Consider the following 25,380-nt stretch of genomic DNA (forward strand, 5'->3'; position numbering starts at 1 on the left):
GCGGTTATAGAAGCCGACCGCCAGTTCCGCCTTCAATACTTGATCACCCCGAAACGCCGGAAGGCGTCGTGGATGCGGTCGGCATAGTGGTTAAAGCTCGGATAGTCGCCGAGATGGGCCGGGCGCGGTCGCGGCAGATCGATCGCAATCTCATCGACGATCCGGCCGGGCGTCGGCGACATCACCAGAACCCGATCCGAAAGCCCGATCGCCTCTTCGATCGAGTGGGTGATGAATACCACCGTTTTGGCTTGCTCCATCCAGAGCAGTTCGAGATCGTGCCGGATCTGGGTGCGGGTGATGGCGTCGAGCGCGCCGAAGGGCTCGTCCATCATCAGCACGGCGGGGTTGTGAATCAACGCGCGGGTGATCGAGACGCGCTGGCGCATGCCGCCGGAGAGCTGCTTCGGGTAGCGGTCTACCGCATGCGAGATGCCGAGCTTGGCGAAGAGGTCGAGCGCCCGCTCGCGCGCCGGCCCCAGCGGCAGGCCGCGGATCTCCGCCTGCAGCAACACGTTTTCCATCGCCGTGCGAAATTCGAGCAGAAGGTGATCCTGGAAGACGATGCCGATATCGGTTAGGGGCGAGGTCAGCTTCTGGCCGTTCACAACGAGCTCGCCTTGGCTGACAGGGATCAGCCCGGCTGCCATCAGCATGAAGGTGCTCTTGCCGCAGCCCGACGGGCCGATCAGGCTGACGAACTCGCCGCTGCGGATGTTGAGTGTCAGCCCATCGACAGCGGTGAAGCTGCCGAAGGTCTTGATGATGCCGCGCCCTTCGATCGAGGCGGCGGCGTGGGTGGCTGCGGCGTTCATGCTCGTGTCTCGATCAATCCGACGTCATCCCGGATCTCCGCTTCGCTTCGTCCGGGATGACGAGAGTTGGCTTGTCAGGGGCAGGACGGCGCCGAGGCGGGCAGCAGTTCCGCCGTGTAGTAGTCGGTGATCGGCTTGTCCTTGGGCAGGCCGAGATACTGGGTCAGCAGTTCGAAGCTCTTGGTCCAGTTCGCGTCGGGCACCTTGCCGAGCGCGGTCGCACCCGGCGCGCAGAGCAGCTTGTTGACCACGTCGAACTGGGCGAGAACCTGCGCCTTCTTCACCGAGGGGAACTGCGCGACGACCGCGTCAGCGGCCGCGTCCGGGCTCTTCCGGGCCGCGTCCCAGCCCTGCAGGCTGGCCTCGACGAACTTCCTGTAGAGGTCGGCATCGGCCTTGATCCTGTCGTCGCGGGCGATAATCGAAAGCCCCACCGTCGGCACGCCGACATCGCGATAGAAGATGTCGCGCACCTTGAAGCCACGCTCGCGGATCTGGACGGAGTGGAAATCAGCGCCGCCCAGGATGGCGTCGACCTTCTTCTCCAGCAGCGCCCCGACAAAGGCGCCGGGATCGATATTGATGATGTCGAGCTTACTCTTGTCGATCTGGTTGCTGGCGAGGATGGCGTCGAGCAGGGTGGTCTGCGCCGTGCCGGGCTGCACCGCGACCTTCTTGCCGACGAGGTCCTTCGGCGAGGCGATGCCGCTTTCCTCCAGCGCGATGATGGCGAAGCCGTTGGTCTGCAACACCGGCGCGATGATCTTCACCGGTGCGCCCTTGGTGCGCAATTGCATGGCGGCGGGTGCGTCGGCGAAGCCGATATCGGTCTGGCCGGTCGCGACCATCTGCGCCGTGGTGCCGGAGCCCTTGCCCTCCTCGATGGTCAGGTCGATGCCGGCCTTCTGGTAGAGCCCCATCTGCTTGGCCATCATGAAGCCGGCATTGGGCGCGGCGGCGAGGAAGTTGAGCGTGATCTTCATCGGCTTGCCGGCGCTCTGCGCGAGGGCGCCGGAGGCGCTGAGCGCAATGGCCGCGACGGTGCCGATCAGCATGCGTCTGTTCATCTGGTTTCCTCCCTTGAGCCGGTTCGTCCGGCTTATTGGTGTGGTCTGGATTCAGCCCTTGCGTTGCCAGGGCATCAGCACGATTTCGAGGCCGTCGACGACGTAGCTGAATAGGATGCCAACGACGCTCAGCGCCACCAGGCAGGCGAAGATCAGCGGCATGTCGAGGAAGCTCGTGCCGCGCAGCAAGAGATACCCGAGCCCCGCATTGGCGCCGACGAACTCGCCGACGATGGCGCCGGTCGCGGCGAAGACGGCGGAGACCTTCAACCCCGAGAAGATATAGGTCAGCGCTGCCGGCACGCGGACATAGCGGAAGGTCTGCCAGGCGGAAGCGCCCATCGAACGGGTGAGATAGAGCACGCGTTCATCCAGCGCGCGGAAGCCGGTCATGCTCGCGACCAGCGTCGGGAAGAAGCAGAGCAGGAAGGTCAGCAGCACCTTCGGGAACAGGCCGAAGCCGAACCAGACGACGAAGAGCGGCGCGATCGCGATCTTCGGCACGAGCTGAAAGAAGACGATGACCGGATAGATCGCCTTTTCCAGAATCCGCACGGAGACGATGACATAGCCGAGCGGGATCGAGATCACCGCGGCCATCAGGAAGCCGAGGACGATCTCGTTGCCCGTCACCAGCGTGTGCCGGAATATCTCGCCTCGGTCGGTCCAGAGCCGCTCGAAGAAGGCGCTCGGCACCGGCAGGATGTATTCCGGAATGCGCGCGAGCGGCACCAGCCACTCCCAGGCGGCGAGCAGCACGGCAAAGCTCATCAGTGGCCAGGCGATGGCGGAGCCCCAGTCCTGGAGCCTGCTGCGCCCGCTATCTGCTGCGGCGGGAGAGGCGTTGGCGGCACTGTCGCTCATGCCAGTGTTCCTGCGGGATGGTTCTGGTTGGCCGAGACGAGCGGATGGGCTTGCGACTGAGGGATCTGGCGTCGGCGCAGCGGCCAGATATCGGCCATTTCTTCCGCCGCCCGCCCGAGTGCCTCGGTGATGGCGAGGCGTCGTTCCTCCGGCATGCGCGGCAAGGGGCCGGCGACGCTGAGCGTCCCGGCGACCGGGGCGGCCGGATCGGGTCCGGCGCGGAAGGTTGTCGCCATCGCGACGATACCGATCTCGCCTTCCTCGACCGCAATCGCAAAACCGCGCCGCCGCGTCTCGTCAAGATGGGCGCGCAGTGCGTCGACATCCTTGAGCGCGTTCGGCCCGGTGCGATCGTCGCCGTCGAAACCGCGCGCAAAGACGATGCGCAGCGCCTCAGTCTCCGGCAGCGAGGCGAGCCACGCCTTGCCGGTGGCAGTGGCATGCAGCACGGGCCCGGAACCCATCGGCGGCTCGTAGCGCAAGCCCGCCGTCGCGCCTTGCGAGCGGGCGATCCAGATCAGGTCACCGCCCTCGACCACGGCGAGCCGGCAATATTCCCGCGTCGCCGCCGCCAGCCGGTCGAGCACGATCTGGCCGGCATCGGGCAGGCCGCGACTGTCGAGATCGCGAAAGGCGAGCTGTGCCAGCTTCAGCGTCAGCCCATAGGCGCCGGAATGCGCGTCCTGCCGGACGAAGCCGCGCTCGGCCAACGTGGCGAGCAGGCGATGCGTCGCGCTGAAGGGCAGGTCGAGCCGTTCTGCGAGCACGCTGAGATCGACGCCATCCGGCGCGCCGGCCAGCGCCTCCATCAGCTTCAACGCCCGCTCGACGGCCGCGATCGTCACTTCGTTTCATCCCTGAGATGATTTATGGAAATGATTTCCAATTCAGAATTGATTTCCGTATAAGAGCGCGGCGAGGCCAAGTCAACGCGCCTCGCGGCGGGATACGGGAGGGCGCATGAGTCTGGCGGGTGAGGGGGCGGTCGCGATCTGGCACGACATCGCGCCGGAGGGGCGCGCCGAATTCTACGCCTGGCATGGCCAGGAGCACATGCCGGAGCGCGTCGGCATTCCCGGTTTCCTGCGCGGGCGCCGCTATGTCGCGATCGAGGCCGAGCTGGAATTTTTCAACCTCTACGAGGCGTTGAGCGTCGAGACATTGAAGAGCCAGGACTACACGGCCCGCGTCAATGCGCCGACGCCCTGGACGTTGAGCGCGGTGAAGCATTTTCGCTCTGTCGCCCGCTCGATTTGCCGTGTCGCCCAGAGTGCCGGCCCGGCCCAGGGCGGGCTGATCGCGACGCTGCGCTACGACGTGCCCGAGGGAGGCGAGCAAGCTCACCGGGATGCGCTGCTGCGGCGCTTCATCCCGGATCTGCTGGACAAGCCGGGCGTGGCCGGCGTGCATCTGCTCGTCGCCGATGCCGAGGCGAGCGGCGTCGCCACGGCCGAGCAGAAGGCACGTGGCGTCGCCAATGCCGTGCCGCGCTGGGTGCTGCTGCTCGAAGGTTGGGGCGATGAGGCCGATTTCGTCACGCTGGCGAAGCAGGCGCTGTCTCCCGCTGCGCTCGATGCCATCGGCGGCGAAGGGCCCTATTCGCTCGGCCTCTACCGTCTCCAGATCATCCGGACCAAGACCGCCTGGAGCGCCGGCTGATGGATGCGCGCTACGATCTCGCCGGGCGCAAGGCCATCGTCACGGGAGGCGCCGGCGGGCTGGGCCGTGGCATAGCCGCCGGGCTGCGCGATGCCGGCGCGACGGTGGAATTATGGGATTCCGATCGGGTCAAGCTGGAGGCGGCTGCTGCCGAGCTGGGCGTCGCTGCCCGACAGGTCGACATCACCAATGCGGCCGCCGTCGATGCGGCTGCGGCGGCCGCTTTCACCACGCATGGGCGCGTCGACATCCTCGTCAACAATGCCGGCATTCTTGGCGAGGTGAAGCCGATCTGGCAGACCGATCCTCGGAATTTCGAGGCGGTGCTGCGGGTCAACCTGTTTGGCACCTACCTTGTCAGCCGCGCGCTACTCGGCAGCATGCGGATGCAGAATCCTCGTGCCGCCATCGGCGGTCATCCGCTGCGCGGCCATGTTGTCAACATCGCCTCGATCCAGGGCAAGGAGGGCATGGCGCTGGCCGCCGCCTATTCGGCATCCAAGGCTGGGGTGATCGCGCTGACCAAGAGCACGGCCAAGGAGACGGCGCGTGACGGCATCGTCGTCACCGCCATCACGCCAGCCGCGGCCGAAACCGCGATGGCGAAGGAAATTTCGGCGGAGCGTCGCGTCGACATCCTCTCCCGCATCCCGATGGGACGCTTCGTCGAGGTTGATGAGGTGGCGCGCATGGTGCTCTGGCTCGCCTCGGACGAGTGCTCGTTCTCGACTGGCGGCATCTTCGATTTGTCCGGTGGCCGGGCAACATATTGATCGGCGGATTGCGCCATTTGCGGACATTGAGCTACCGGCCGGAAGCGGACGCTGGTCGTGTCCGTCTGCATAGGTCGGCAGCTTAACTCTCAGCGGCTCGCTCAGCAGGCCCGTGGTCGGGCTCGGCGTACCTCGTTCGCGGCCGACGGCCCCCTATTGACTTGTGACGCTTCGCTGTGAAACATTTGTTTCGTTAAAACTCGAACGAGAAGTCATGCGTTCCACAACTCAAGACACCGTTGCCCTTCTCACCGCCGCGCTGCGCCGCCTGCCGCCGCAGCAGGCCGATGCGGCGCGCTTCGTGATCGGGCGCAGCTTCGAGGCGGCGACGACGCCGATGCGCGGGCTGGCGCGGGCCGCGGGCCTTCCGCCTGCAACGTTTACCCGGCTGGCCCAGTCTCTAGGCCTCCCCGGTTGGGAGGAATTGCGCGCTGGTTTGATCGCCGATGCTCGCGACGACCTCGGTGCGCGGCGGCCCTTCTCAGTCCGGCCCTTGCCAAAAGGAGGACCCGAGCCGCTCGCAGGCGCGATGATCGCGGCGGATCGGGCCATCCTCGACAATCTCGACGCAACGCGTATCGAGCAGGCGGCGACGCTGCTGGAGGCCGCCCCGCGCGTTATCGTCGCTGGCTTCCGCAGCTGCCACGCCCCGGCGCTTCTGTTTCATTACCAGTATCGGCTGTTCCGTCCGGACACCGCGCTCATAGGGGGCGTTGGCGGCGTGCTCGATGTCGAGCTCGGCGGCATCAAGTCCGGCGACGCGCTCGTGCTCTTCGGCTTCGATCCCTATTCGCGCGATGGCCTGCTCTGCGCGGAAGCTGCGGCCGATGCCGGCGCGAAGGTCATCGCGATCGTCGACCGCCCCGACGCGCCAGTGGCCGAGGGCGCCGCGGCGGTGCTCACCTTCGGCACGGATTCGAGCGGCTTCTTTCCTTCGCTCACGGGCTGCATCGCGCTGGTGCAGGCGCTCGCCGCGACGCTCTATTCTCGCGCGGGGGATGCGGGTCGCGAGCAGTTGCGCCGCACCGAGGCGCGCATCGCCGCCCATACGCCTTATCTCGAAACCGGGCCACGTCAGCGATGACACGACTGCTGCACCGTTCACCGGCCTTGCCGCCGCCAGTCGCCGCCGAAAGCAGCGGCATCCTCATTCGCACCGCCGACGGGCGCACGATCATCGATGCCGCCGGCGGCGCAGCGGTCTCCTGCCTGGGCCATGGCCATCCTGCGGTCATCGCGGCGATCCGGGAACAGGTCGGCAAGCTCGCCTTTGTCCATAGCGGCGCCTTCAGCAACGCGCCGGCGGAGGAACTGGCGGACTGTCTCGTCGGCCACGAACCTGGTGGGCTGAGCCATGCCTATTTCGTCTCCTCGGGCTCCGAGGCCTGCGAGGGCGCTTTCAAGCTGGCGCGGCAGTATTTTTTGGAGGTCGGCCAGCCAGGCCGGGCGCACTTCATCGCGCGGCGCCAGAGCTACCACGGCAATACGCTCGGTGCCTTGGCGGCGGGCGGCAATGCGGGCCGCCGGGCCCCCTATGCGCCGCTGCTGCCAGAGAGCTTCAGCCATGTCTCGGCGCCCAACGCCTATCGCCGTCCGGCCGGAACCAGCGAAGCCGATTTCGTCGATGTGCTGGAGGCCGAGCTCGAAGCCGAGTTCCAGCGCCTCGGCCCCGCCAACGTCGCCGGCTTCGTCGCCGAGACGGTGATCGGAGCGACCGCGGGCGCGATACCCGCGCCAGCCGGCTATCTTACCATGGCCCGTCGCCTCTGCGACCGACACGGCGCGCTGCTCATCCTCGACGAGGTGATGTGCGGCATGGGCCGGACCGGGACGACACATGCCTGGGAGCAGGACGGCGCGAGTCCGGACCTCCAGACCATCGCCAAGGGGTTGGGAGGCGGCTACCAGCCGATAGGCGCCGTGCTGATGCGCGAGCCGATCTTCGCCGCGATCCGCGCCGGCAGTGGCCGTCTCTGGCACGGCCACACCTATATGAACCACCCGGTCGCCTGCGCGGCCGCGCTCGCGGTGCAGCGGACAATCGCGTCGGAAGGGTTGCTCGACCGGATCCAGGCGATGGGCGAGCGGCTCTCGCAGCGGCTCAACGCTCGCTTCGGCAACCATCCCCATGTCGGGGACATCCGCGGCCGCGGCCTGATCCAAGCGATCGAACTCGTTTCCGACCGCTCGGCCAAGGAACCCTTCGACCCGGCGCTCAGGCTCAACGAGCGGGTCAAGCAGGCCGCCTTCGATCTCGGCCTTGCCTGCTACCCCTCCGGCGGCACTGTCGACGGCGTTCGCGGCGACCATGTGCTGCTCGCTCCGCCCTACATCGTCACGGCCGAAGAGATCGACCGAATCGTCGAGATCCTCGGCGAAGCGGTCGATCTGGCTCTCGCTTCCTGAAGGTTATCGCTGATGCCCCGCCTCGCCGTTGCCCGGTTCTCGCATGAAGGCAATTCCTTCTCGCCGGTGATGACCGGGCTCAACGAGTTCCGGCGTGAATGGTATCAGGGCCAGGAGGCCGAGGCTGTCTACCGCGGCACCACGACCGAGGGCGGCGGCGCCGTCGCGTTCCTCGACGCCCATCCCGAATGGCGCGGCACTTTCCTGCGCATGACGGGCGCGACGCCCGCCGGCCCCGTTACCCGCGAGGCCTACGACATGATCATCGACGAGATCGTCGCAGACCTTACGCAGGGCGAATGGGATGCGGTCTTCCTCTCGCTGCATGGGGCGATGGTGGTCGAGGGCATGGACCTCGCCGATTACGAGATCGTCCGGCGCGTGCGAGAGGCGATCGGGTCTGAGATGCCTTTCGGCGTTAGCTTCGACCTGCACGCCAATCTCGACCCGCGCATCGCCGATCTCGTCACCTTCGCCGCCGGGTTCAAGGAACATCCGCATATCGACATGAAGGAGACCGCCGAGCGGGTGCTCGACGTGCTCGACCGCACGGTGAAGGGCGAGGTCCGACCCGTCGGCCACATCGCCAAGCTCGACGCGATCCTGCCCAGCATGAACATGCGCACGGCGGAGGGGCCGATGGCGGAGCTGGAAGCCTTCGCGCGCGGCCTCGAATTCGATCCGCGCATCCTCGATGCTTCGCCCTTCGGCGGCTTCTCCTATGGCGACACGGTCGTCGCGGGTGCCGGCGCGCTGGTTTATGCCGATGGCGACCGGGAGCTGGCGAAGCGCGCCGCTGAGCGCATCGTCGAAGAGACCCGCAAGCGGCTCGACCGCTTCTATATCGCGCTGCCCGATGCTGCGTCAGGCATCGCGCAGGCGCTCCGGCTCGGGTCGGAGGCACAACCCGTAGCGGTGATCGATTCAGGCGACAACCCGCTCTCGGGCGGCATCGGCGACACGCCGGAGATGCTGCGTGCGCTGCTGGATGCCGCCCCCCAGGTGCCGACCGTCTTCGCGTTCTTCGCCGATCCCGCGCTAGTCGAGCGATGTGTCGCGGCAGGCGAAGGCGCTGCGATTAGCGGCACGCTCGGCGGGCGGATCAGCACCGATTTCGGTTCGCCTGTGCCGTTCTCGGGGACTGTGCTCAAACTCACCGACGGCCATTACGCTAACAGCGGCCCAATGATGCGCGGCCTGCCGATGTCGCTCGGCCCCACTGCAGTGATCGGCATCGGGCAGATCAGCGTGATCGTCACCACTGCATGCGGCTCGGCGCATGACCCGGCCTTCTATACGCTCCACGGCGTCGACTTCGCTCAGGTCGCGCTGCTCTGCGCCAAGGCCAAGAATCATTTCCGCGCCGCCTTTACCGCGATCTGCCCGACCATGATCGACATCGACGCGCCCGGTCCCGCTGCGCTCGATATCAACCGCTTTCCGTTCCGCCTGGCCCCGCCCACCCTCTATCCGCTCCGTATCAGGGAGGCTTCGTGATGAGACGCCGTGATTTCCTCGCCGCCGCTGCCGCGACCGCAATCGCTCGTCCGGCCCTCTCACAAAGCCGCCAGCGGGTCCTGAGGTTCATTCCCCAAGCCGACCTCGCCAATCCCGATCCGATCTGGACGACCACGACCGTCGCCTACAACCACGGCTTCATGGTTTGGGACACCCCTTATGCGCTCGATGCAAACTACTTGCCCAGGCCGCAGATGGTGGCGGGCCATGAACTGTCCGACGACAAGCTGACCTGGCGCTTCACCCTGCGCGACGGCCTCGTCTTCCATGATGGCGAGCCGGTGCGCTCGATCGACCTTGTCACCTCGATCCAGCGCTGGGCCAAGCGCCGGCCGCTCGGCCAACTCATGATGAGCTTTGGAGCCGAACTGACCACCGAGGGCGATAAGGTCTTCATGATCCGACTGAAAAAGCCCTTCGGGCTGATGCTGAACGCGCTCGCCGATTACTGCTTCATCATGCCCGAGCGCATCGCCAAGACCGATCCATTCAAGCAGATCTCGGAATATGTCGGCTCCGGCCCCTACCGCTTCCTGCGCGACGAATGGAAGCCCGGGGCCGGCGCGGCCTATGCCCGGCACGAGCGCTACTTGCCGCGCCAAGACGAGACGAGCCTGCTGGCCGGGGCGCGTATCGCCCATTTCGACCGGATCGAATGGGTCGTCATGCCTGATCCTGCCTCGGCAGCCGCGGCGCTCCAGACCGGCGAGGCCGACTGGCTGGAAAGCCCGCTGCCGGACCTGCTGCCGATCCTGCGCGGCAACCCTGCGACCCGCGTGTTGCGCAACGACCGTATCGGCGCCATCGGCATGGCTGCGATCAACCACCTGCACCCGCCCTTCAACAACCGCAAGCTGCTGCAGGCGGTGCTGACTGCAGTCGACCAGAAGGAATTCATGCAGGCCGCCTTCAACAACGAGCCCGAGCTCTTCGCCACCGACGTCGGGGTATTCACAAAGGGCCTGCCGATGGACAACGACGAGGGCATCGGCATCCTCAAGGCGGATGTTGCGTTGGCGAAGAAGATGGTGGCCGAGAGCGGCTACAAGGGCGAGCGCGCCGTGTTGATGGCGCCGGGCGATCAGGCTGTGCTCGGGGCCTTCGCGCCGGTGATGGCGGCGACGCTGGAACGCATCGGCATCAATGTCGACCATGTCACTACGGATTGGGGTACGCTGGTGCAGCGTCGCTCCAGCCAGGAGCCCATCGAGAAGGGCGGCTGGTCGATGTTCTGTACCTCCTATACCGGGCTTTCGGTCATGGATCCTGCCGTGCACCTGCCACTGCGCGGTACCGGCAAGGCCGGCTGGTTCGGCTGGCCGACCGATCCTGACATGGAGAAGCTGCGCGACACTTGGATCGATGCGCCGGACCTTGCGGCCCAGAAGCAGATCGCCCGCAGGATGCAGGCTCTCGCCTTCGAAAACGTGCCGTTCATTCCGCTCGGCCAGTATTATTTCGCGACGGCGGCGCGTGCCGACCTTACGGGCTTCGTTCCGTGGCCCACGCCGATCTTCTGGAACGTCCGCCGCAGCGGCTGAGCGCGGGCACTCCAATGCAGTGCTGCGCCGCAAAGCCCTAGGCTGTCCGTAGCAGTGAGGCGCCATAAGCGGTCTTTGGCTCGCCGCCGGAAATTAGAAGACAGGGCCGGGACGTTGAAGTTTAGAGGACGTTGATCGGCAGCTACGTATGTGAGTGCGCTCAATCCCGGGGCCGGGATTGAGAACTGGTCGAGCTGTTGACGCCAGGTTGCGGCGGCGGCCGTGGATGTTCTGGCTGGAGAGGCGTAAATGGCGCCCGGCTAATGAGAGACGAGTTCGCGCGGACTCAGAGCAGGCGACCTACAGAATTTGAGGAGCTACCATGGGTGAACGTAGCCAGCTATGGAGGGCGCCCCTACAAGGCCGCGGTCGCTGGCAGTACGAGGGGTACGTCCAAATCACCCACGGCGGATGGGCTGGCAAAGGTCCGGACGGCCACGGCCGGAGTGGTGTCACCATTCGTGGAGCTATGGCTTCCGGCGGGGGCAATTCAAAGGTTGTCATGCAGATCGGCACTGATGACTTCCTGCATGTGTTCCGAGCCATGTGCGCCGAAAAGCGTGAGGCCACGATCATCGCCTTTTCGCAGGCGATTAAAGAATGCATCGGCTCCGGCGAGGTCGAGGCCTAATTCCTGCATCCAAGGTCAAGCCTGTCGCTAGGGCGTTGAGCGTCAAAAGGCCGAGCCGCGCCAGCTTCGGACATTGAGATCAGGCCGGAAAGTGGACGTCCAGAGCAGCGAATAGCTCGATCAGCCCCTCGGCTATCAAGGCTGACTCGTCGGAGCAGCCGCGTCGCCGGGAGCGAAGCCGAGGCGTCTAACTCGCTTCCTCGATCCTCCAAGGACCCTCCATACGCGGAGTCAGCACCCTGGTCAGATGGGATGCGATCGAGCGAGCTTCTTCGTGCCGGTAGACAAGTACGAAAATGCAATCCGCTCCGCGATCTGCGATCTCGTGAACGAGCACACTGGATACCGGTGTGTCCAAGGTCGCTAGCGCACGCGCATCGAGGCGGTGCCACGGGAGCGAATCCTTCACGTAATATGTGCGATGTACGCTAAGGGCGCGAAATACGTCGTCCCGGCTGGTCCCTGGGAGATCGAAGCGGATCAACTGCCGAAGATCCACAGCTGAAGCGGGCTTCCGTTCGCTGATCAGGTTTCTCAGCATGGGACCGTTCATCGATTCCATCGATACGATCAGCACCGTGGGACCCACAGGCTTGTCGTCAAAGGGCAACGATAGCTGCCAATCCTTGGGTATCGACGTCACGTCGATTGTTCGCCGAGGACCTTTTGCCGCTAGGCGCACTCCATCTGTAGGCTTCTCAGCCTTTTCCGTCTCAGCGCGCTGCCCAGCAGGCTGATGGTTGGGGACGATATAAAGGTGCGGACGGCTCACGATTCGCTCAGTTTCGCTTCGAGCTGAGGGTACGATAGCGTGAACGCCCCCCAGCCGTCACCCCAGCCAGGTGGGGTCATTTTCATTTCGCCACTGACTTTGTCCTTCAGCTCCCAGGTCTTCTCGAAGGCGCGCTCATAAAGACGGGGAGCCACTCCGTTGAATGGGCGAAACAGCACACGCCCCTCTGCCGGCGGCTCCGTGAGCTTTCGCTCTTCGGCAATTGAAATCCTCTCGGGAGGGTTCCAGTTGTCAGCGTCCACCTCAATGGCGTCGCAGTGCAGCTTCAATGCCAGGCTCTTCGGATAGGGCTCAATGTACTGAACCTCCGAGACACCGGCGCCGACGATATGCCGAGCGCAATAGTGGCAAGGGAAGGTAGTTACGAACAGCCGCGTACCGGTCGTGGACACTCCGACGCGCCCCGCAGAGAGGACTGCATCCATCTCGGCATGAACCGCGCGGCTGAACTCGATCAGGGAGCCCAAGCGTGTCTTCCGAATGCGTGCTGCGAGGTCGAACTTGTCCGACACATCCTTCAGCTCCGGAAGCTGTTCAATTAGCTCCTCGACGATCGCATTCTGCTCCTGATTGTTGCTGCAGACCCCTCGGCTGAACGCGCACCGATCGTCGTGGGGCGGGAACTTCGAAGCGAAATGCTCGCCATAGACACCGCCTCCGGCCCGAGGCACCTCGTTCGTACCGGTTGCCACGACAGTGCCGCCCTCATCGATCAGGGCCGCGCCAACCTGGCGGGAGAGGCAGGCGCTCCTCACCCGCGCCGAATGCGCGTGGTGCATCGCAGTCTCTTCAATGGTGGGTCGTATCAACTTCTCATGTGTGACGATGTTGATCAGGCGCCCCAGCCCCTCGTCGAGCAGCTGCTGCTCGTCCTTCGGATCCGACTTCGTATTGTCTACGAAGAAATCCGCCTGATGAAAGGCGTCACCCACGTGCTGCCCATGCTTATTGTCGACGTCGTCGGCGTCCCGCTTGATGAACTCCCGAGCTTGCGACGCGAATTTGTCTTGGAGCCTCTGCGGGTCCGTGAAGTACTTTCCCAGCACGCGACGCTCGCGCTCACTTTCCTGGCAGACGACGCCAATCAAGGCGAATGACTGACCGTAGGTACGGCGAAGCAGCTGGATTTCAGCGGGGTGACGGATGGAGTCGATCAGATAGGCCCGCTTTCCATCGTCCGGCTCGATTACAAGTCCCGGATTATAGGGGATCTTCATCGCTGATGCCCGCGCTTCTGCAATTCGTCCGATGACCGCTCGCGCCACCGAAGCCTTGTCCGCCTTTCGCATCTGGTCACCCAGATCCTGCATCGTGGTGACGTTCGCCAAAGTCTTGTCATCACCCTGCGGGTACGGGAGCGACTGCCTGGCTGCCCATTCACGGATGAGGTCACTCGCCTTGATCGTAATTGGCTCGTATCTCGACGCCTCCAGAGCTCGCCTCAAGGAATCGATGACGCGCGAACTGCCCGCACCGACTGGCCCGACGACGGCGAAAAACACCTCGTTCGAACGAGCCTTCTTGATGATCGATTCTGAATCGACACCCGTCGGCGATGATGTGGCTTTTCCCGGCTTTATAGCTGCGACGTTCACCCAGGCCCCCCAAGGTTGATGCAATCCGGATCTGCCGAAGGATTAGTCCCACATTGGAAAGGATCCATCGAGCGGCTCCGGGCCTTGGTCCACAGCTGGCATGCATGAACCTTGGACTGACGTGAAGGACGGCCAGCCGATCCAAATTTCTCCGGCACGCGTTAAGGCATGCTAACGATCATAAATCTTCCGCCGCTGTTCATACCCCGGATTGCACGGAACGGAGTTTCCGTGGATTGAACCGAATTCCAAATGGAGTCGGGCGGTTGCTGTGCCCTCTACTTTTTAGAAAAGTCTATTTGCAATCTGTCTCGATAGACCCCGATACGCTTGCTGGCACGGTCGACGACATCGTCGTAGAAGAGGGTTTCAGCGTAAAGTTCACCGAGAATTCGTCCGCTTTCGGGATCCTGTAGATCGCTCGTTTGGAAATAGCTGCGTCCTGAGGCGAATTTCTTCCAGCCAAGCATCCCAAGCGGATCCAGCGTGTCACCGATGAGATATCCATAGAACTTCTTCAGGCGGCCGTTCGACTTGGCCGCGAGCAGGTGGGCGTAGCGAGATAGATCGCCAACGTGCTCGTCCATGCTGACGCCCGGAGCTTTGAACTCGATGATGATCGCCGAGCCCTCCTTCCCGAAGATTGCAATGTCCGGCCGCTTGGCACCGTACTCCTGCGTGCGGCGGCGTAGCGTCGCGGCCATCTCGGCGTCGATGCCGGCATCGAACAGTTTCTCACCCTCTTTCCACTCGATCTGAGCTAGCGGCTTATCCGACGCGATGTAGTCGTAGTATTGGTATTCCTCACTCAGCAGCCAAATGTCATGATCTGACGTATCGTGACTGTCTCGCTTCATAGGGAAGAAGATGCTGTGGATGATCTGCTCGTCCTTGCGGCGCTGGCCATCCGGAATGGCCTGCATCGCGAGCCCACGCTTGCATGCCAAGCCGAGGATTTCGACGATGGCGGCTCGCCGCACCACGAGCTGCGACAGGTTGGCCATGTCGAACGTCTTGAGCGACGAAGTGTACTTCCAAGACAGTTCGTGGATCTTGTGTCTGAATTCGGAGGTGTGCGGTTCGGCACTCTCAATTTCTGCCCTGAGGTCGAAAATCTCCGCTGTGTCGGCGATTATGCGCTCCTGATATTTCTTCAGGACGCGCTCCGCGACAGTTTTCGCGCTGTCTCCATAGACAACTCTAGTATCGGTGTCGGTCAGCATTGCCGGAAGGACCCCGAACTTGTCGGTCACGTCCTTGATGACGTCGTCCTTGCTCCATCCAGAAGGCGTTACCATCTCCTCGATGATTGGGTCGATCTGGTCGAAGATGCCAGCGAAGGACACTGTCCCATCCGTGAAGAGATCCGCGACCGGAATCTCCTCGGGGATGTCGTCGAAGCCGTCGCGCTGCTCATTTACGCGCCTGTCGAGGAGCTCGCCCTCGACCAGCACGATGTGGTGAAACCCCTCGATCGGGCGGTTCTGCTCCGCGACCGTGCGCAGGTAGCGTCTGGTAATATCGAGCACGGGCGACGATCGTGCGCAGAATGAGATGGCGTTGCGCGGCAGGTCGTACATTTCTGCATCGAGCCGGTAGTGCGAGAGGGTAAATCTCTTCTTCTTCCCTAGTGGGCGGCCAGACTGGGGATCCCGCTCCTCCACCTCCGCCGGCTTGACTGCCGTGACCTGCGGAAGGTCGGCGGCGCTCAGGCTGCTCCGTTCGACGCGGTCCTTGGGATACCGCGTTTCGAACTTGATCACGAACTCGCCAAGCTGCGTCTTGAGGCCGACGAGCCTCTGCAGGAAAGCCACCAGCATATTGCGCCGCATATTTTTCGCCGAGAAGACCTCGCCCAGCGGCTCTGATTTGTAGAGGCGCGTGCGGGGCGCCTGTTTGAGGCCTTCGAGCTGGATTGTGGTGCCGATCTCGTCCGCCCTGCCGTCGGTCACCTTGAAGTCGGATAGGTCAATCTTCTTCCTTCCCGCTGCGAACGGCAATGTGCGGGTGTGGAAGACCTCGCCACTACGGTAGGTACTGCGGATTCCTACGCGCTCGAAATGGTGGAAATACTGGATGCGGCCGGCCCCCTTGCACTTGCCTATGCCGGCAATCGAGAGGTCGTCCTTGTAAGACGTGTCCTTTGTGAGGAAGGCGTCGGTTTGATCATCTCCGAAGCCACAGCCATTGTCGGTGCAAGCGATCGAGATGTCTGCTCCATCGCCAAAAAGTCCGGATACAGTAATTTCGACCTTTATCGAAATTTCGAGACTACGCTTCGTGGGGTCGAGATGCTGCCTGATCAGAAAGGCGTCGATCGAATTGGAAATCAGTTCTTCAAGGACGACGTAACCGTCGGCGCTGATCTTGGTATTTTTCAAGCTTCCGCGAATGTCGAGCGTCATCTGTATCCGTCGGAAGTTGCATGTTGGGCGGAGATTCCTGGAGGAGCCTCCCCTTGGAAGTCAAGACGATTTCCGACGGGACCGCGTCGGACGTGGCAAATCCATGGGCCACCTTGGACCGTCGGGGGCTGCTGCATCTACAATGCCGGAAAGCGGACGCTCCTCGCGTCAGCTACGGGCCAACTGCCGACGTGTCTACCGCCACATCCCGCGCATCTTGGCGCGGACATCGACCTTGGCGCCGCTTGAAGACATTCGTGCCTCGCCTGCTGGCGTCACGGGCCAGGCGACGCGCTCGAACTGCCCTAGTAGGCTGTTGGAGATGAAGCGCGTCCGGTTGGCATAGACGTGGCGGTCGCCGGTCGCGGATTGGCCATGGATGAAGAAGCGCTGCGGCACGACGAGGCGGAGGTCGTCCTTCGCGCGTGTCATGGCGACATAGAGCAGGCGCCGCTCCTCTTCTAGCTCGTCCTGTGACCCGGCGCCCAGGTCGATCGGAATGCAGCCATCGACGGCGTTCATCACGAAGACGGAGGTCCATTCCTGGCCTTTCGCCGAATGTATCGTCGAGAGGATGAGGTAGTCCTCGTCGAGATGCGGCACGCCGGGCTGGTCGCTGGTCGCATCGGGCGGATCAAGCGTCAGCTCGGTCAGGAAGCGTTCCCGCGAGGGATAGCCGCCGGCGATCTGTTCGAGTTGCACGAGGTCGGCCTGACGCGTCGCCGCATCCTCGTGGACGCGCTCCAGATGCGGCTCGTACCAGCGTCGCGCCCGCTCGATCTCGCCGGGCCAGCCGGCCTTGCCGGACCGCAGCTCGGCGATGGCCTTGACGAAGTCGGTCCAGTCATCGCGGCAGCGCGGGGGAGCGGGCGCATCCGCCAGCGCCTCCAGCGGCGATGCTGCTTGAGCGAGATGGTCGAGCACGCGCTGTGCCGAGGTCGGGCCAACGCCTGTCATCAGCTGGAGGACACGGAATCCGGCGACCTTGTCGCGCGGATTCTCGACGAAGCGCAGCAGCGCGAGCAAGTCTTTGATATGGGCGCTGTCGAGGAACTTCAGGCCCCCGAATTTGACGAAGGGGATGTTGCGGCGGGTCAGCTCGATTTCGAGAGGACCACTGTGATGGGAGGCCCGGAACAGCACGGCCTGCTGCTTCAGCATCGATCCGCCCTCACGGTTCTGCAGCACCGTCTCGGCGATGAAGCGGGCCTGATCGGCTTCGTCGCGGACATGGACGAGCTGTGGCGCAGCCCCGGTCGCGCGATCCGTCCAGAGGTTCTTCGTGAAGCGCTCCGAGGCGAGATCGATCACCGCGTTGGCCGCCGACAAGATCGCGCTGGTCGAGCGGTAGTTCTGGTCGAGGGTGATGATCTCCGCTGGCGGTGCGAAGGCTGCCGGAAAGTCGAGGATGTTTCGCACCGTCGCGGCCCGGAAGGAATAGATCGACTGCGCGTCGTCCCCGACGACCGTCAGGCCGCGGCCATCAGGCTTCAACGCCAGCAGGATCGAGGATTGAAGGCGGTTGGTGTCCTGGTACTCGTCGACCATGACATGGTCGAAGCGTGAGCCGATGTCGGCGGCGATCTCCGGGTCGGTCATGGCCTGCGCCCAGTAGAGCAGCAGGTCGTCGTAATCGAGGACGTTCTGGCTCTGCTTGGCCTCGACATAGGCCGCGAAGAGCTCTTTGAGCTCGGTCGCCCAGGCGACGCACCAGGGATAGGACCGGCCCAGAACCTCCTCGATCGGCTGCTCTGCGTTCACGCAGCGGGAATAGATCGCGAGGCACGTCCCCTTGGTCGGAAAGCGCGCCTCGGTCTTCGAGAAGCCCAGCTGGTGCCGAACCAGGTTCATCTGGTCGGCCGAGTCTTCCCGGTCATGGATGGTGAAGGCAGGATCGAGCCCAAGCTGATCTGCGCAATCCCGCAGAAGCCGCGCTCCGATGCCGTGGAACGTGCCGGCCCAGGTCAGCGCATCAGCCAGGACGCCGGCCCCGTCACCGAGAACCTTGCGGGCAATCCGCTCGACGCGCTTGGCCATCTCCGAGGCGGCCCGGCGCGAAAAGGTCATCAACAGGATGCGGCGCGGATCGGCGCCGCTGACCATGAGATGCGCGACGCGGTGCGCCAGCGTGTTGGTCTTGCCCGAACCCGCGCCCGCAATCACCAGCAGCGGCGAGGCCGCGGCCGAGCCGACGCCATGGATGACGGCGCGGCGCTGCGCCGGATTGAGCGTGTCGAGATAGCTGATCGGGGCGATGACGTTCATGACGGCGTTCTGTTCGACACGATTCGTCCTCGCTTGCCATGTCGGATGACAGGCCGACGTCAGCAGCCTGGCGCGCAGCGCTGCTGACCCCAGGCACGCTCGCTCACCAAACGCCTAGCGGTGCAGGCCCGCTTGACTCCGGCCCGTCATCGTTCTCATTCTGTTCTTATAACCGAGAGCGCAACCGATGTCAGCCCAGCCAGCAAACCAACCCGCAGAGGATACCACGCTCGACGCCGAGGTGACCGGCATCGTCACGGACTTGCTGGAGGAGCACGGCTCGGAAACGGCGGCGCTGCGCGCCCTCGCGCATGATTTCGTCATCCTGCTGGCGGACGCGGATCGGTCGGTTTCGCGGGGCTACCTGCGGGGCCTGTTCTCGCAGGGCGCGCGTCCGGTTCCGGAGAAGGACGCATGAGCCCGGGTCCGCTCCAGATGTCGCCGGCGCTGCTGGGATCGCCGATCTACCTGCCGGTCTTCCTCAAGGCGGTCCGTGCCGGTTTTCCATCGCCGGCGGACGACTACCTTGACGCGCCGATCGATCTGTCACGAACCCTGATTCAGAACGCACCGGCCACCTTTATCGTGACGGTGGCGGGCAACAGCGCCGTCGATGTCGGTATCTTTGACGGCTCCGGTCGTGGGAGTTGCGGCATGAATGCCTTCGTCCATCAGGTCGAGATCAAGCTGCCCGAGGCCGAGGCGCCCGAGCGTCTGCGGCGCATCGAGAGTTGGTGTGGGGACTGGGAGATTGGCTATCGCGTGCTGCACCGCCAGCCGCACTCCGAGAGCATCCGTCTGGCCTTCGAGGAACGCCGTCTCGCGCGGGCCTTCATCGGTCACTTCGGCGGTGTGCTCGTCGACGAGCGCGAGATAGAGGACGCCATGGATGCCAGCGCGGCGTCCGAGGACGTCTACGAGCGCCTGGCGCGAGAGTTCAACGCGTGAGCGGCCGCGGCTACCCCACCACACCGGACGGTCGCTATTTTATCGTTGCCGGCCGGCTCTGGCGATCGACCAATCCCGCGCTGCCGGAAGCTGACCGCCAGCGTCTCGTCAATGGGCTTATGGACGCCCGCCGCGCTGTGAAGGAGGCCAAGGCCGGAAGTGGGGACCTGAAGGCTGCCAGGGCTGCGGTCGACGCGGCGAAAGTCGCGCTCGGGGAACGGGGTCCGGTCTGGTGGGACGATGGCGCGCCCGACTATAATCGGCATCTGGCCAAGAACACGCCCTACGCCCAATCGGCCGCCGCCCTGAAGCGGTTACCTACGACTCGGATTCAGGGCGGCCGATCTTGCTCTGGCCGGGAACGAGGCCCGTCCGCTTCGCCACCTGTCGGACGACACGGACCCAAAAATCCGCAGCAGCGTTGTCGTCCTGATCGACTGCAAGCCGTTTGATGGCCTTGGCCGTTTAATAGCCGGCGCCACCCTCGTTCTCGACGAGTCGGGTTGCCTCGGCGTCGACGAGAGCCTGATAGTCGCGGCGGCGAGAGAGCCAGGAGAAGAGCATGTGCAACCTCTACAGCCATACTCACAACGTCGAGGCGATGCGCAAGCTCTTCGCTGCCTTCGACGTGATGGCGCAGGTTGTGCCGCAGCCAGGCATCTTTCCGGACTACGAGGCGCCGATCATCCGGAACGAGGGCGCCGGCCCCCCGCGGCTTGCGATGACCCGCTGGGGCATGCCGTCCTCGAAGCAGGCGCTGTTCCAGGCTGCGTCCAAGCGCGCCGATAAGCTCCGCGCCAAGGGCAAGGAGGTCGACTTCAACGAGCTGCTGAAGGCCGAGCCCGATGGCGGGACGACCAACGTCCGAAACACCACCAGCGCCCACTGGAAACCGTGGCTCGGCGTCGCGAACCGATGCCTCGTGCCCTTCACGTCATTCAGCGAATTCGACCACGGGTCCAAGCAGGATATCTGGTTCGCCTTCGGCGAGGAGCGGCCTACCGCCTTCTTCGCCGGCATCTGGACGGCGCAGTGGACCAGCGTCCGCAAGATCAAGACCGGTGTCGAGACCATCGACCTCTACGCCTTCCTGACGACCGAGCCGAACGCGGAAGTCGGCGCCGTCCATCCGAAGGCGATGCCGGTGATCCTGACGACGCCGGAGGAATGCGAGACATGGATGGCGGCGCCTTGGGAGCAGGCGCAGGCGCTTCAGAGGCCGTTGCCGGATGGAGCGCTCCAGCTTGTCGCACGCGGTGTCAAGAAAGATGCCACAATAGAGTCGGTCGGCTAAACCGGACGAAGCGTCGCGCCCTTGGATTTGGTCGCTTGCGTGCGTAGCCATGGAAACCCCTGAGCGTTTCACTTTGTGCTCAAACCGCCCTGGAACCGGCTGTTAGCCATAAATGATTGGCACGGTTGCGTCTCTTTACGGGATCCGGCAGCGTGGCTTCGTCGGTCGCGCTCCTGCGGCCGTTTCATAGCGCCGCGTGATCGGGCGGCCACCACCTCCGCGCCAACGGAGATGGCGGCCTGACCACAAGGCGATCATCAGTGAGGATGATCACCCATGGCTAACAGCCATCATATCGACCCGTGCCGCTGCACGGAAGCCGTTGCGACCCGCATGATCGGGTTTCCCTTCAACCGCAGCTCGGACTTCTGCCGCCTCGTCTGAGGCAGCCGAATCCTGCTGACGCCATCGTCGCGCAGCGCTGCGGGACACCGCCGGCGCGCGACGCGGCGCGGCTCGAAGGGAACTTCACATGACCATCATCGACATGACGGCGCCCGCGGCGCCGATGACGCTGCACGTCCGCAGCGTGCCGGGTCTGCCGGCGTCCGTCCGCCTCGTCACCGCGCCGACCAGCACGCTGGTGATCGGCGCGGCTCCATGGCGCCATGCCCGGCGCCTGGCCAGCATGCCGATCTTCGCCGGCCCCTGCGTCTATATCCTGACCGGGGAGGAGGCGCGCATCGGCAAGACCACTGGTCTCGATGCCCGCTTCAGGGATCACCGGCGCACGATGCCGATGCTGCGGATCGACGAGGTTGTCGCGATCGCGTGCTCCTCCTTCACGTCGGACTCGATCACGACACTCGAGGCGAGCCTGACGACGACGGCGCGCAAGGCCGGGGTCTTGCCGGTGGTCGGCGTGCCCCTGAAGGCGCCTGTGCTCGATCCCATCCGTGATCGGGATGTAGCGCATTGGCTGCGCGAGATCCCCGGCTTGCTGCTCGGTGCCGGTTGCGCGCTGCTCGACGCCGAGTTCGCTCCCTCGACCGAACCGCGCAGGGATCGCGCTGCCGCGATCGGCAGTGGCGCCGTTCGGGAGGGCTGGCAGGAGGATTTCCCCGCCGGGCTCACGAGCCATCCCGCGACGGTGCATTTCGCGCTGGAGCGGGGCGGATTGCAGGCCAGGGCCGCCGTCAATGGTCCGTGGACGGTGCTGCGGGCAGGCTCGCTCCTGACCGCCGCTGCCGACACCTCGGACCAGCGCTGCATCGCGGCCAAGCGCGACCGCCTTCGCGAGGTTGGCCTGCTCAAACCCGCAGGCGCGTTTTACCGCCTCCAGCGTGACATCGCGGTGCCCTCGCTGACGAATGGCGTCCGCCTGGCGTGCGGCACCAACGGCCCGGCCTCGCTCTGGCGCGCGCTCTGATCCGGCTGAGCGGCCGGCTGCTCTGACGCGCCGGCCGCATCCCATCCTTTTCTTCTTTTCGCGACGCCGGCGCCTGCGAGCCCGGCGATCGCCGGAGTCTTGTCCTATGGCCAACGCGATTCTCGCTTTCCCGCGTCAGACGACGCGTACCGACGACCCTGCCCACGCGACCGAGGCCAACCTTGCCCTCCCCGAACCAGCTATCCCGACGCTCCAGCTCTGGCGCAGGCTGCCGGCGGATGCATTCGGCGCTGCCGAGCGGGTCGCGCTGCAGGCCTTGATCGGCTCCGCGCGACCCTTCGGCGTCGCGCACTGGCGGGAGGCGCTCGCCGGCGACGATGCCGCCGCCGTAGCGATGGCGCTCAGGCTTTGCGGTGTCGATGTCCTGGATACCCAGCGCCACGATCTCGTGCTCAGCATGCTGCTTTGGCACGCGCTGAACGGATCTGCAGCGGCCCGGACCACCCTGGCTTTCACCCTGGATCGGCGCCGCTATCTGGGCGAGGACGTCGAGGCGCTGGCGCGCTCTTGGCGCGGTCCCTCGCGGACGGCCATCCATCGCGCTCAGCTCCGGGCGCTGGTGGAGGCGCTGTCATGAGTGCGACTGATCAAAACCAGGACGACGCCTTCGGCTTCCTGCAGGAGTTCGAGTCGGAGACGCCGACGACCGCCGAGGAAAAGACCGAAGCGCAGCCGCTGTCGCCGGTCGATCTGCTGGTCGATCTGTCGTGGCAGGCGATCAGGAACTTCCCGAAGGAGCGCATCTTTTTGGCCGGTACGACGCTGGCCGCGATCATCCGGGTGCCCACCAACGCCTGGATCGACCCCATCCATCACTTCGTTCACGAGAACGACCACGCGGCTATGATCGTCGATGGCAAAGCTAGCCGGCGGGATTGGTCGACGCAGGAAGCGCTCATCGTCGACGCGCTCGAACGCGGTCAGACCATTTTCGGCATCGCCGCCGATCCGGACAGCGAGCTGCCGTCGCTGCTGCGGACGGCCGCCGACATCGTGATCACGGTGCCGGCCCCGACGCCGGAGCTGGTGAGGCGCGCGATGCGGCTGCACACGGGGCGATCCCATGTCCCGGCTTTGACGGCGATCGACATCGGCGGCCTGGATCTGCTCGACCTCGCCGCGGCCCTTCGCCCCAACACTACACCGAAGGCCTGCGTGAAGCGCCTGAAGGCAGCAAGCGCGCGCCGCAGTGTCGACACGAGGGACGACCGGACCCCACTTTTGCACGAGCTGACCGGCTACGGCGAAGCAATGGAGTGGTGTCTCGACATGGTCGAGGAGGTGAAGGCCTTCCGCGCTGGCCAGCCCGCCGAGTTCTCGTCGGCGATGCTGTTCAGCAAGCCGGGATTGGGCAAGACCCAGTTGGCCAAGAGTCTCTCCAAAACCGCGAAGTTGCCGCTGATCTCGACCTCTGTCGCCTCCTGGTTCCAGCATCGCGAGGGGCATCTCGGCGACGTCCTCCAGCAGGTCAACGAAGTGTTCGCGCGGGCCAGGGCCGCCGCGCCCTGCGTCCTGTGGATCGACGAGTGCGATGCCCTCCCGGATCGTCGCAAGCTCGAAGCTCGCGGCCGCGACTGGTGGACGAGCGTCATCACCAATGTCCTGATCCAGATCGATGCCTGCCGTGCCGATCCGCGTGGCATCATCCTGCTCGGCGCCACGAATCATCTCGAAAACCTGGATGCCGCTCTCCTCCGGCCCGGACGCTTCGACCGAACGATCGAGATCCTGCCGCCCGACGCGGACGGCATCGTCGGCATCCTGCGCACGCATCTCGGTCAGGACTGCCCGGACGCGGATCTGCCAGCGCTGGCTCGGCTGATGCCGGGCACGACCGGCGCCAGGATCGCGACGATCGTGCGTGACGCGCGGCGAAAGGCGAGGCGGGAGAACCGTCCGATGACCGAAGCGGGCCTGCGGGCCGAGATCATGCCGCCCGATCCACGCTCGCCGGACGACCTGCGGCATGTCGCCGTGCATGAGGCCGGGCATGCCGTCGTCGCGCATCTGCTCGGCTACGGCGTCGAGTCGATCACGATCCGGGGCGAAGGCGATGCCGGTGGCTGGACGGATATCCGCATGCCCAGCGTCTCGCACCGGGCTGTGATCGAGGCCCGGGTGAAGATCCTGCTCGCCGGCCGGGCTGCAAATACGCTGTTCGGCGCACCTCCCGATACCGGCGCGACCTCCGACCTCGCCGAAGCGACGCGGCTCCTTGCCTCGGCAAGGTTGAGCTTCGGGCTGGCAGTTGATCTCGTCTATCGTGCCGCTCCAAGCCAGGCTCTCGACATGGTCGCACGCGACAGAAACCTCGCCGATGCGATCAGTCAGGAGTTGGCTCGGCTGATGGCTTCGACGGAGCGCCTCGTAGCGGAGCACAGCGCCATCGTCGAGCGCGTGGCGAATGCGCTTCTCGATCGGTCGGTGCTTGACGGGCGGGCGCTGGCGGAACTGATCGCCGCCAAGCCAGTGCCTCACCTGCGACGCGAGCCGAGGCTAGATCGCTCAGGGCCGCGTCTCTAGACATGCCCTAGCCGTCACTAGTGACACCAAAAGCATCACTAGTGACGGCACCTGCAATCGTGGAAATCGATAAAATAGCGCGCTTTATGAGCGCCTTGCGTCAAGCGTTTGGGTTTACTGCTCTAGCGACACCAGAATCCGCTAAGGCTCATGGCAAGACCGAACACATCTTCTGAGGTCACCGTCGTAGTGTCTGTTGCGGTCGAACCGACTGAGCTCGGCTGCGATCCCGCTGCGCCGACAAAGCAAAAGCGGCAAGATCGTTATCGGTTGAGGAACACGATTGAGCGAGGGGTTGGGCAGGTCAATCTGATCGTGCCGATCGATCTCCGAAGCGAGTTCCAAACGATCGCCAACCGGCTCAGAAGCGGCGAAGCCGCGATGGCGGAAGCAGTTCGAATGCTTGCGTCCGAGTTCAGTTCCGACACCAAATTACTCGCCATCCCGGCAGACAGGGTGCAGCTTGTCCAAAGGGTCCTAGCCGCCGGCAACACTGGCGAGCTGGCAACTGAGCTTGGTGACGGCCAAGCAAAACTCATTGGGCAAACGGGAAAGACGTCGCTCGATACCTGGCAGCTGGGAGAGCTCGTCAAAACCATGGCCGTTCGCATGGGCTCGGAGACCCTGGCCATGAAAGTCGACACTGACGAGGTCGAGGCGGCGACCCGTGAGATCGACGACCTCCTGGCGTCGCGTAGCCCTGGCGGTGAGAGCGCCTCACGCAGCCAAAATCCGCTGCCTGCCCCCCGGGCCGAGGCCCCCGCTACGACAGGGCCGGCAACCTTGGATAAGAAGACGCGCCAGATGATGCGTGATGTCTCTGCGAATTTCGGCGCGCGGGCGGTCCGGAAGAGCTCTGATGTGAGTCGGTGAAGTCGGCGGTTCGCGTGCCG

The 25,380-nt window shown here is 64.6% G+C and carries 21 protein-coding genes; 14 read left to right on the plus strand and 7 right to left on the minus strand.

Annotated features, from left to right (window positions below; genetic code table 11):
* Positions 1-32: 32 nt before the first annotated feature.
* From BW981_RS07650 to BW981_RS07665, 4 genes are all read right to left on the minus strand, one after another.
* On the minus strand, positions 33-815 hold the full coding sequence (locus tag BW981_RS07650) for an ABC transporter ATP-binding protein (RefSeq protein ID WP_076437840.1): 783 nt from the start codon (positions 813-815) through the stop codon (positions 33-35).
* A 74-nt stretch (positions 816-889) separates the two neighbouring features.
* Positions 890-1,882: an ABC transporter substrate-binding protein gene (locus BW981_RS07655; protein ID WP_076437842.1), complete on the minus strand. Its 993-nt coding sequence runs from the start codon at positions 1,880-1,882 to the stop codon at positions 890-892.
* Between the two features lie 51 nt (positions 1,883-1,933).
* On the minus strand, positions 1,934-2,746 hold the full coding sequence (locus tag BW981_RS07660) for an ABC transporter permease (RefSeq protein ID WP_076437844.1): 813 nt from the start codon (positions 2,744-2,746) through the stop codon (positions 1,934-1,936).
* Positions 2,743-3,591 carry an IclR family transcriptional regulator gene (locus BW981_RS07665; RefSeq protein ID WP_076437846.1) on the minus strand — a complete coding sequence of 283 codons (849 nt, stop codon included), beginning with the start codon at positions 3,589-3,591 and terminating at the stop codon, positions 2,743-2,745. The genes BW981_RS07660 and BW981_RS07665 overlap by 4 nt, the downstream gene beginning before the upstream one ends.
* 115 nt (positions 3,592-3,706) lie before the next feature.
* Here BW981_RS07665 and BW981_RS07670 point away from each other — a divergent pair, with 115 nt between their 5' ends.
* The 7 genes from BW981_RS07670 (at position 3,707) to BW981_RS23605 (ending at position 11,274) form a co-directional block, all read left to right on the plus strand.
* On the plus strand, positions 3,707-4,405 hold the full coding sequence (locus BW981_RS07670; protein WP_076437847.1) for a hypothetical protein: 699 nt from the start codon (positions 3,707-3,709) through the stop codon (positions 4,403-4,405).
* Complete coding sequence (locus tag BW981_RS07675) at positions 4,405-5,178, plus strand: SDR family NAD(P)-dependent oxidoreductase (protein ID WP_076437849.1); 774 nt, start codon at positions 4,405-4,407, stop codon at positions 5,176-5,178. The genes BW981_RS07670 and BW981_RS07675 overlap by 1 nt, the downstream gene beginning before the upstream one ends.
* Positions 5,179-5,392: 214 nt before the next feature.
* Positions 5,393-6,262 (plus strand): MurR/RpiR family transcriptional regulator, encoded by an 870-nt coding sequence (locus BW981_RS07680; RefSeq protein WP_076437850.1) that lies wholly within the window; start codon positions 5,393-5,395, stop codon positions 6,260-6,262.
* A complete protein-coding gene (locus tag BW981_RS07685; protein WP_076437852.1) occupies positions 6,259-7,584 on the plus strand; it encodes an aspartate aminotransferase family protein in 1,326 nt (441 codons plus the stop codon). The genes BW981_RS07680 and BW981_RS07685 overlap by 4 nt, the downstream gene beginning before the upstream one ends.
* A 12-nt stretch (positions 7,585-7,596) precedes the next feature.
* The gene (locus BW981_RS07690; protein ID WP_076437854.1) at positions 7,597-9,081 is read left to right on the plus strand and encodes a M81 family metallopeptidase; all 1,485 of its coding nucleotides are present in this window, start codon (positions 7,597-7,599) and stop codon (positions 9,079-9,081) included.
* Positions 9,081-10,643: an ABC transporter substrate-binding protein gene (locus BW981_RS07695; RefSeq protein WP_076437855.1), complete on the plus strand. Its 1,563-nt coding sequence runs from the start codon at positions 9,081-9,083 to the stop codon at positions 10,641-10,643. The genes BW981_RS07690 and BW981_RS07695 overlap by 1 nt, the downstream gene beginning before the upstream one ends.
* A gap of 502 nt (positions 10,644-11,145) precedes the next feature.
* The gene (locus BW981_RS23605) at positions 11,146-11,274 is read left to right on the plus strand and encodes a hypothetical protein (RefSeq protein WP_280174188.1); all 129 of its coding nucleotides are present in this window, start codon (positions 11,146-11,148) and stop codon (positions 11,272-11,274) included.
* Between the two features lie 768 nt (positions 11,275-12,042).
* Here BW981_RS23605 and BW981_RS07705 read toward each other — a convergent pair.
* From BW981_RS07705 to BW981_RS07715, 3 genes are all read right to left on the minus strand, one after another.
* On the minus strand, positions 12,043-13,662 hold the full coding sequence (locus tag BW981_RS07705; protein ID WP_244560265.1) for an anti-phage dCTP deaminase: 1,620 nt from the start codon (positions 13,660-13,662) through the stop codon (positions 12,043-12,045).
* A gap of 278 nt (positions 13,663-13,940) precedes the next feature.
* Positions 13,941-16,067, minus strand: coding sequence for a hypothetical protein (locus BW981_RS07710; RefSeq protein ID WP_076437858.1), 2,127 nt, complete (start codon positions 16,065-16,067; stop codon positions 13,941-13,943).
* 195 nt (positions 16,068-16,262) lie between these two features.
* On the minus strand, positions 16,263-18,332 hold the full coding sequence (locus BW981_RS07715; RefSeq protein WP_076437860.1) for an ATP-dependent helicase: 2,070 nt from the start codon (positions 18,330-18,332) through the stop codon (positions 16,263-16,265).
* Positions 18,333-18,519: 187 nt separating this feature from the next.
* Here BW981_RS07715 and BW981_RS07720 point away from each other — a divergent pair, with 187 nt between their 5' ends.
* From BW981_RS07720 to BW981_RS07755, 7 genes are all read left to right on the plus strand, one after another.
* On the plus strand, positions 18,520-18,750 hold the full coding sequence (locus tag BW981_RS07720) for a hypothetical protein (protein WP_076437862.1): 231 nt from the start codon (positions 18,520-18,522) through the stop codon (positions 18,748-18,750).
* Positions 18,747-19,280, plus strand: a complete 534-nt coding sequence (locus BW981_RS07725; RefSeq protein WP_076437865.1) for a S24/S26 family peptidase — start codon at positions 18,747-18,749, stop codon at positions 19,278-19,280. The genes BW981_RS07720 and BW981_RS07725 overlap by 4 nt, the downstream gene beginning before the upstream one ends.
* A 562-nt stretch (positions 19,281-19,842) precedes the next feature.
* On the plus strand, positions 19,843-20,574 hold the full coding sequence (locus tag BW981_RS07735) for an SOS response-associated peptidase (RefSeq protein ID WP_076437867.1): 732 nt from the start codon (positions 19,843-19,845) through the stop codon (positions 20,572-20,574).
* A 472-nt stretch (positions 20,575-21,046) separates the two neighbouring features.
* Entirely contained in the window at positions 21,047-21,943 is an 897-nt protein-coding gene (locus tag BW981_RS07740) for a hypothetical protein (protein WP_076437869.1), read from the plus strand.
* Positions 21,944-22,049: 106 nt separating this feature from the next.
* Positions 22,050-22,541 (plus strand): hypothetical protein, encoded by a 492-nt coding sequence (locus BW981_RS07745; RefSeq protein ID WP_076437871.1) that lies wholly within the window; start codon positions 22,050-22,052, stop codon positions 22,539-22,541.
* Complete coding sequence (locus BW981_RS07750) at positions 22,538-24,487, plus strand: AAA family ATPase (protein WP_076437873.1); 1,950 nt, start codon at positions 22,538-22,540, stop codon at positions 24,485-24,487. The genes BW981_RS07745 and BW981_RS07750 overlap by 4 nt, the downstream gene beginning before the upstream one ends.
* Positions 24,488-24,637: 150 nt before the next feature.
* Positions 24,638-25,360, plus strand: coding sequence for a hypothetical protein (locus tag BW981_RS07755; RefSeq protein ID WP_139333677.1), 723 nt, complete (start codon positions 24,638-24,640; stop codon positions 25,358-25,360).
* Positions 25,361-25,380: the final 20 nt, after the last annotated feature.

Origin of the sequence: Allobosea sp. TND4EK4 (assembly GCF_900156025.1) — a bacterium.
Classification (GTDB): Bacteria; Pseudomonadota; Alphaproteobacteria; order Rhizobiales; family Beijerinckiaceae; genus Allobosea.

Coding starts and splice junctions, on each gene's coding strand:
- BW981_RS07660 (WP_076437844.1), bottom strand. CDS start 2,746: ATGAGCGACAGTGCCGCCAACGCCTCTCCCGCCGCAGCAGATAGCGGG.
- BW981_RS07670 (WP_076437847.1), top strand. CDS start 3,707: ATGAGTCTGGCGGGTGAGGGGGCGGTCGCGATCTGGCACGACATCGCG.
- BW981_RS07710 (WP_076437858.1), bottom strand. CDS start 16,067: ATGACGCTCGACATTCGCGGAAGCTTGAAAAATACCAAGATCAGCGCC.
- BW981_RS07680 (WP_076437850.1), top strand. CDS start 5,393: ATGCGTTCCACAACTCAAGACACCGTTGCCCTTCTCACCGCCGCGCTG.
- BW981_RS07655 (WP_076437842.1), bottom strand. CDS start 1,882: ATGAACAGACGCATGCTGATCGGCACCGTCGCGGCCATTGCGCTCAGC.
- BW981_RS07735 (WP_076437867.1), top strand. CDS start 19,843: ATGTGCAACCTCTACAGCCATACTCACAACGTCGAGGCGATGCGCAAG.
- BW981_RS07750 (WP_076437873.1), top strand. CDS start 22,538: ATGAGTGCGACTGATCAAAACCAGGACGACGCCTTCGGCTTCCTGCAG.
- BW981_RS07745 (WP_076437871.1), top strand. CDS start 22,050: ATGGCCAACGCGATTCTCGCTTTCCCGCGTCAGACGACGCGTACCGAC.
- BW981_RS07725 (WP_076437865.1), top strand. CDS start 18,747: ATGAGCCCGGGTCCGCTCCAGATGTCGCCGGCGCTGCTGGGATCGCCG.
- BW981_RS07740 (WP_076437869.1), top strand. CDS start 21,047: ATGACCATCATCGACATGACGGCGCCCGCGGCGCCGATGACGCTGCAC.
- BW981_RS07685 (WP_076437852.1), top strand. CDS start 6,259: ATGACACGACTGCTGCACCGTTCACCGGCCTTGCCGCCGCCAGTCGCC.
- BW981_RS07695 (WP_076437855.1), top strand. CDS start 9,081: ATGAGACGCCGTGATTTCCTCGCCGCCGCTGCCGCGACCGCAATCGCT.
- BW981_RS07715 (WP_076437860.1), bottom strand. CDS start 18,332: ATGAACGTCATCGCCCCGATCAGCTATCTCGACACGCTCAATCCGGCG.
- BW981_RS07675 (WP_076437849.1), top strand. CDS start 4,405: ATGGATGCGCGCTACGATCTCGCCGGGCGCAAGGCCATCGTCACGGGA.
- BW981_RS23605 (WP_280174188.1), top strand. CDS start 11,146: ATGCAGATCGGCACTGATGACTTCCTGCATGTGTTCCGAGCCATGTGC.
- BW981_RS07720 (WP_076437862.1), top strand. CDS start 18,520: ATGTCAGCCCAGCCAGCAAACCAACCCGCAGAGGATACCACGCTCGAC.
- BW981_RS07690 (WP_076437854.1), top strand. CDS start 7,597: ATGCCCCGCCTCGCCGTTGCCCGGTTCTCGCATGAAGGCAATTCCTTC.
- BW981_RS07755 (WP_139333677.1), top strand. CDS start 24,638: ATGGCAAGACCGAACACATCTTCTGAGGTCACCGTCGTAGTGTCTGTT.
- BW981_RS07650 (WP_076437840.1), bottom strand. CDS start 815: ATGAACGCCGCAGCCACCCACGCCGCCGCCTCGATCGAAGGGCGCGGC.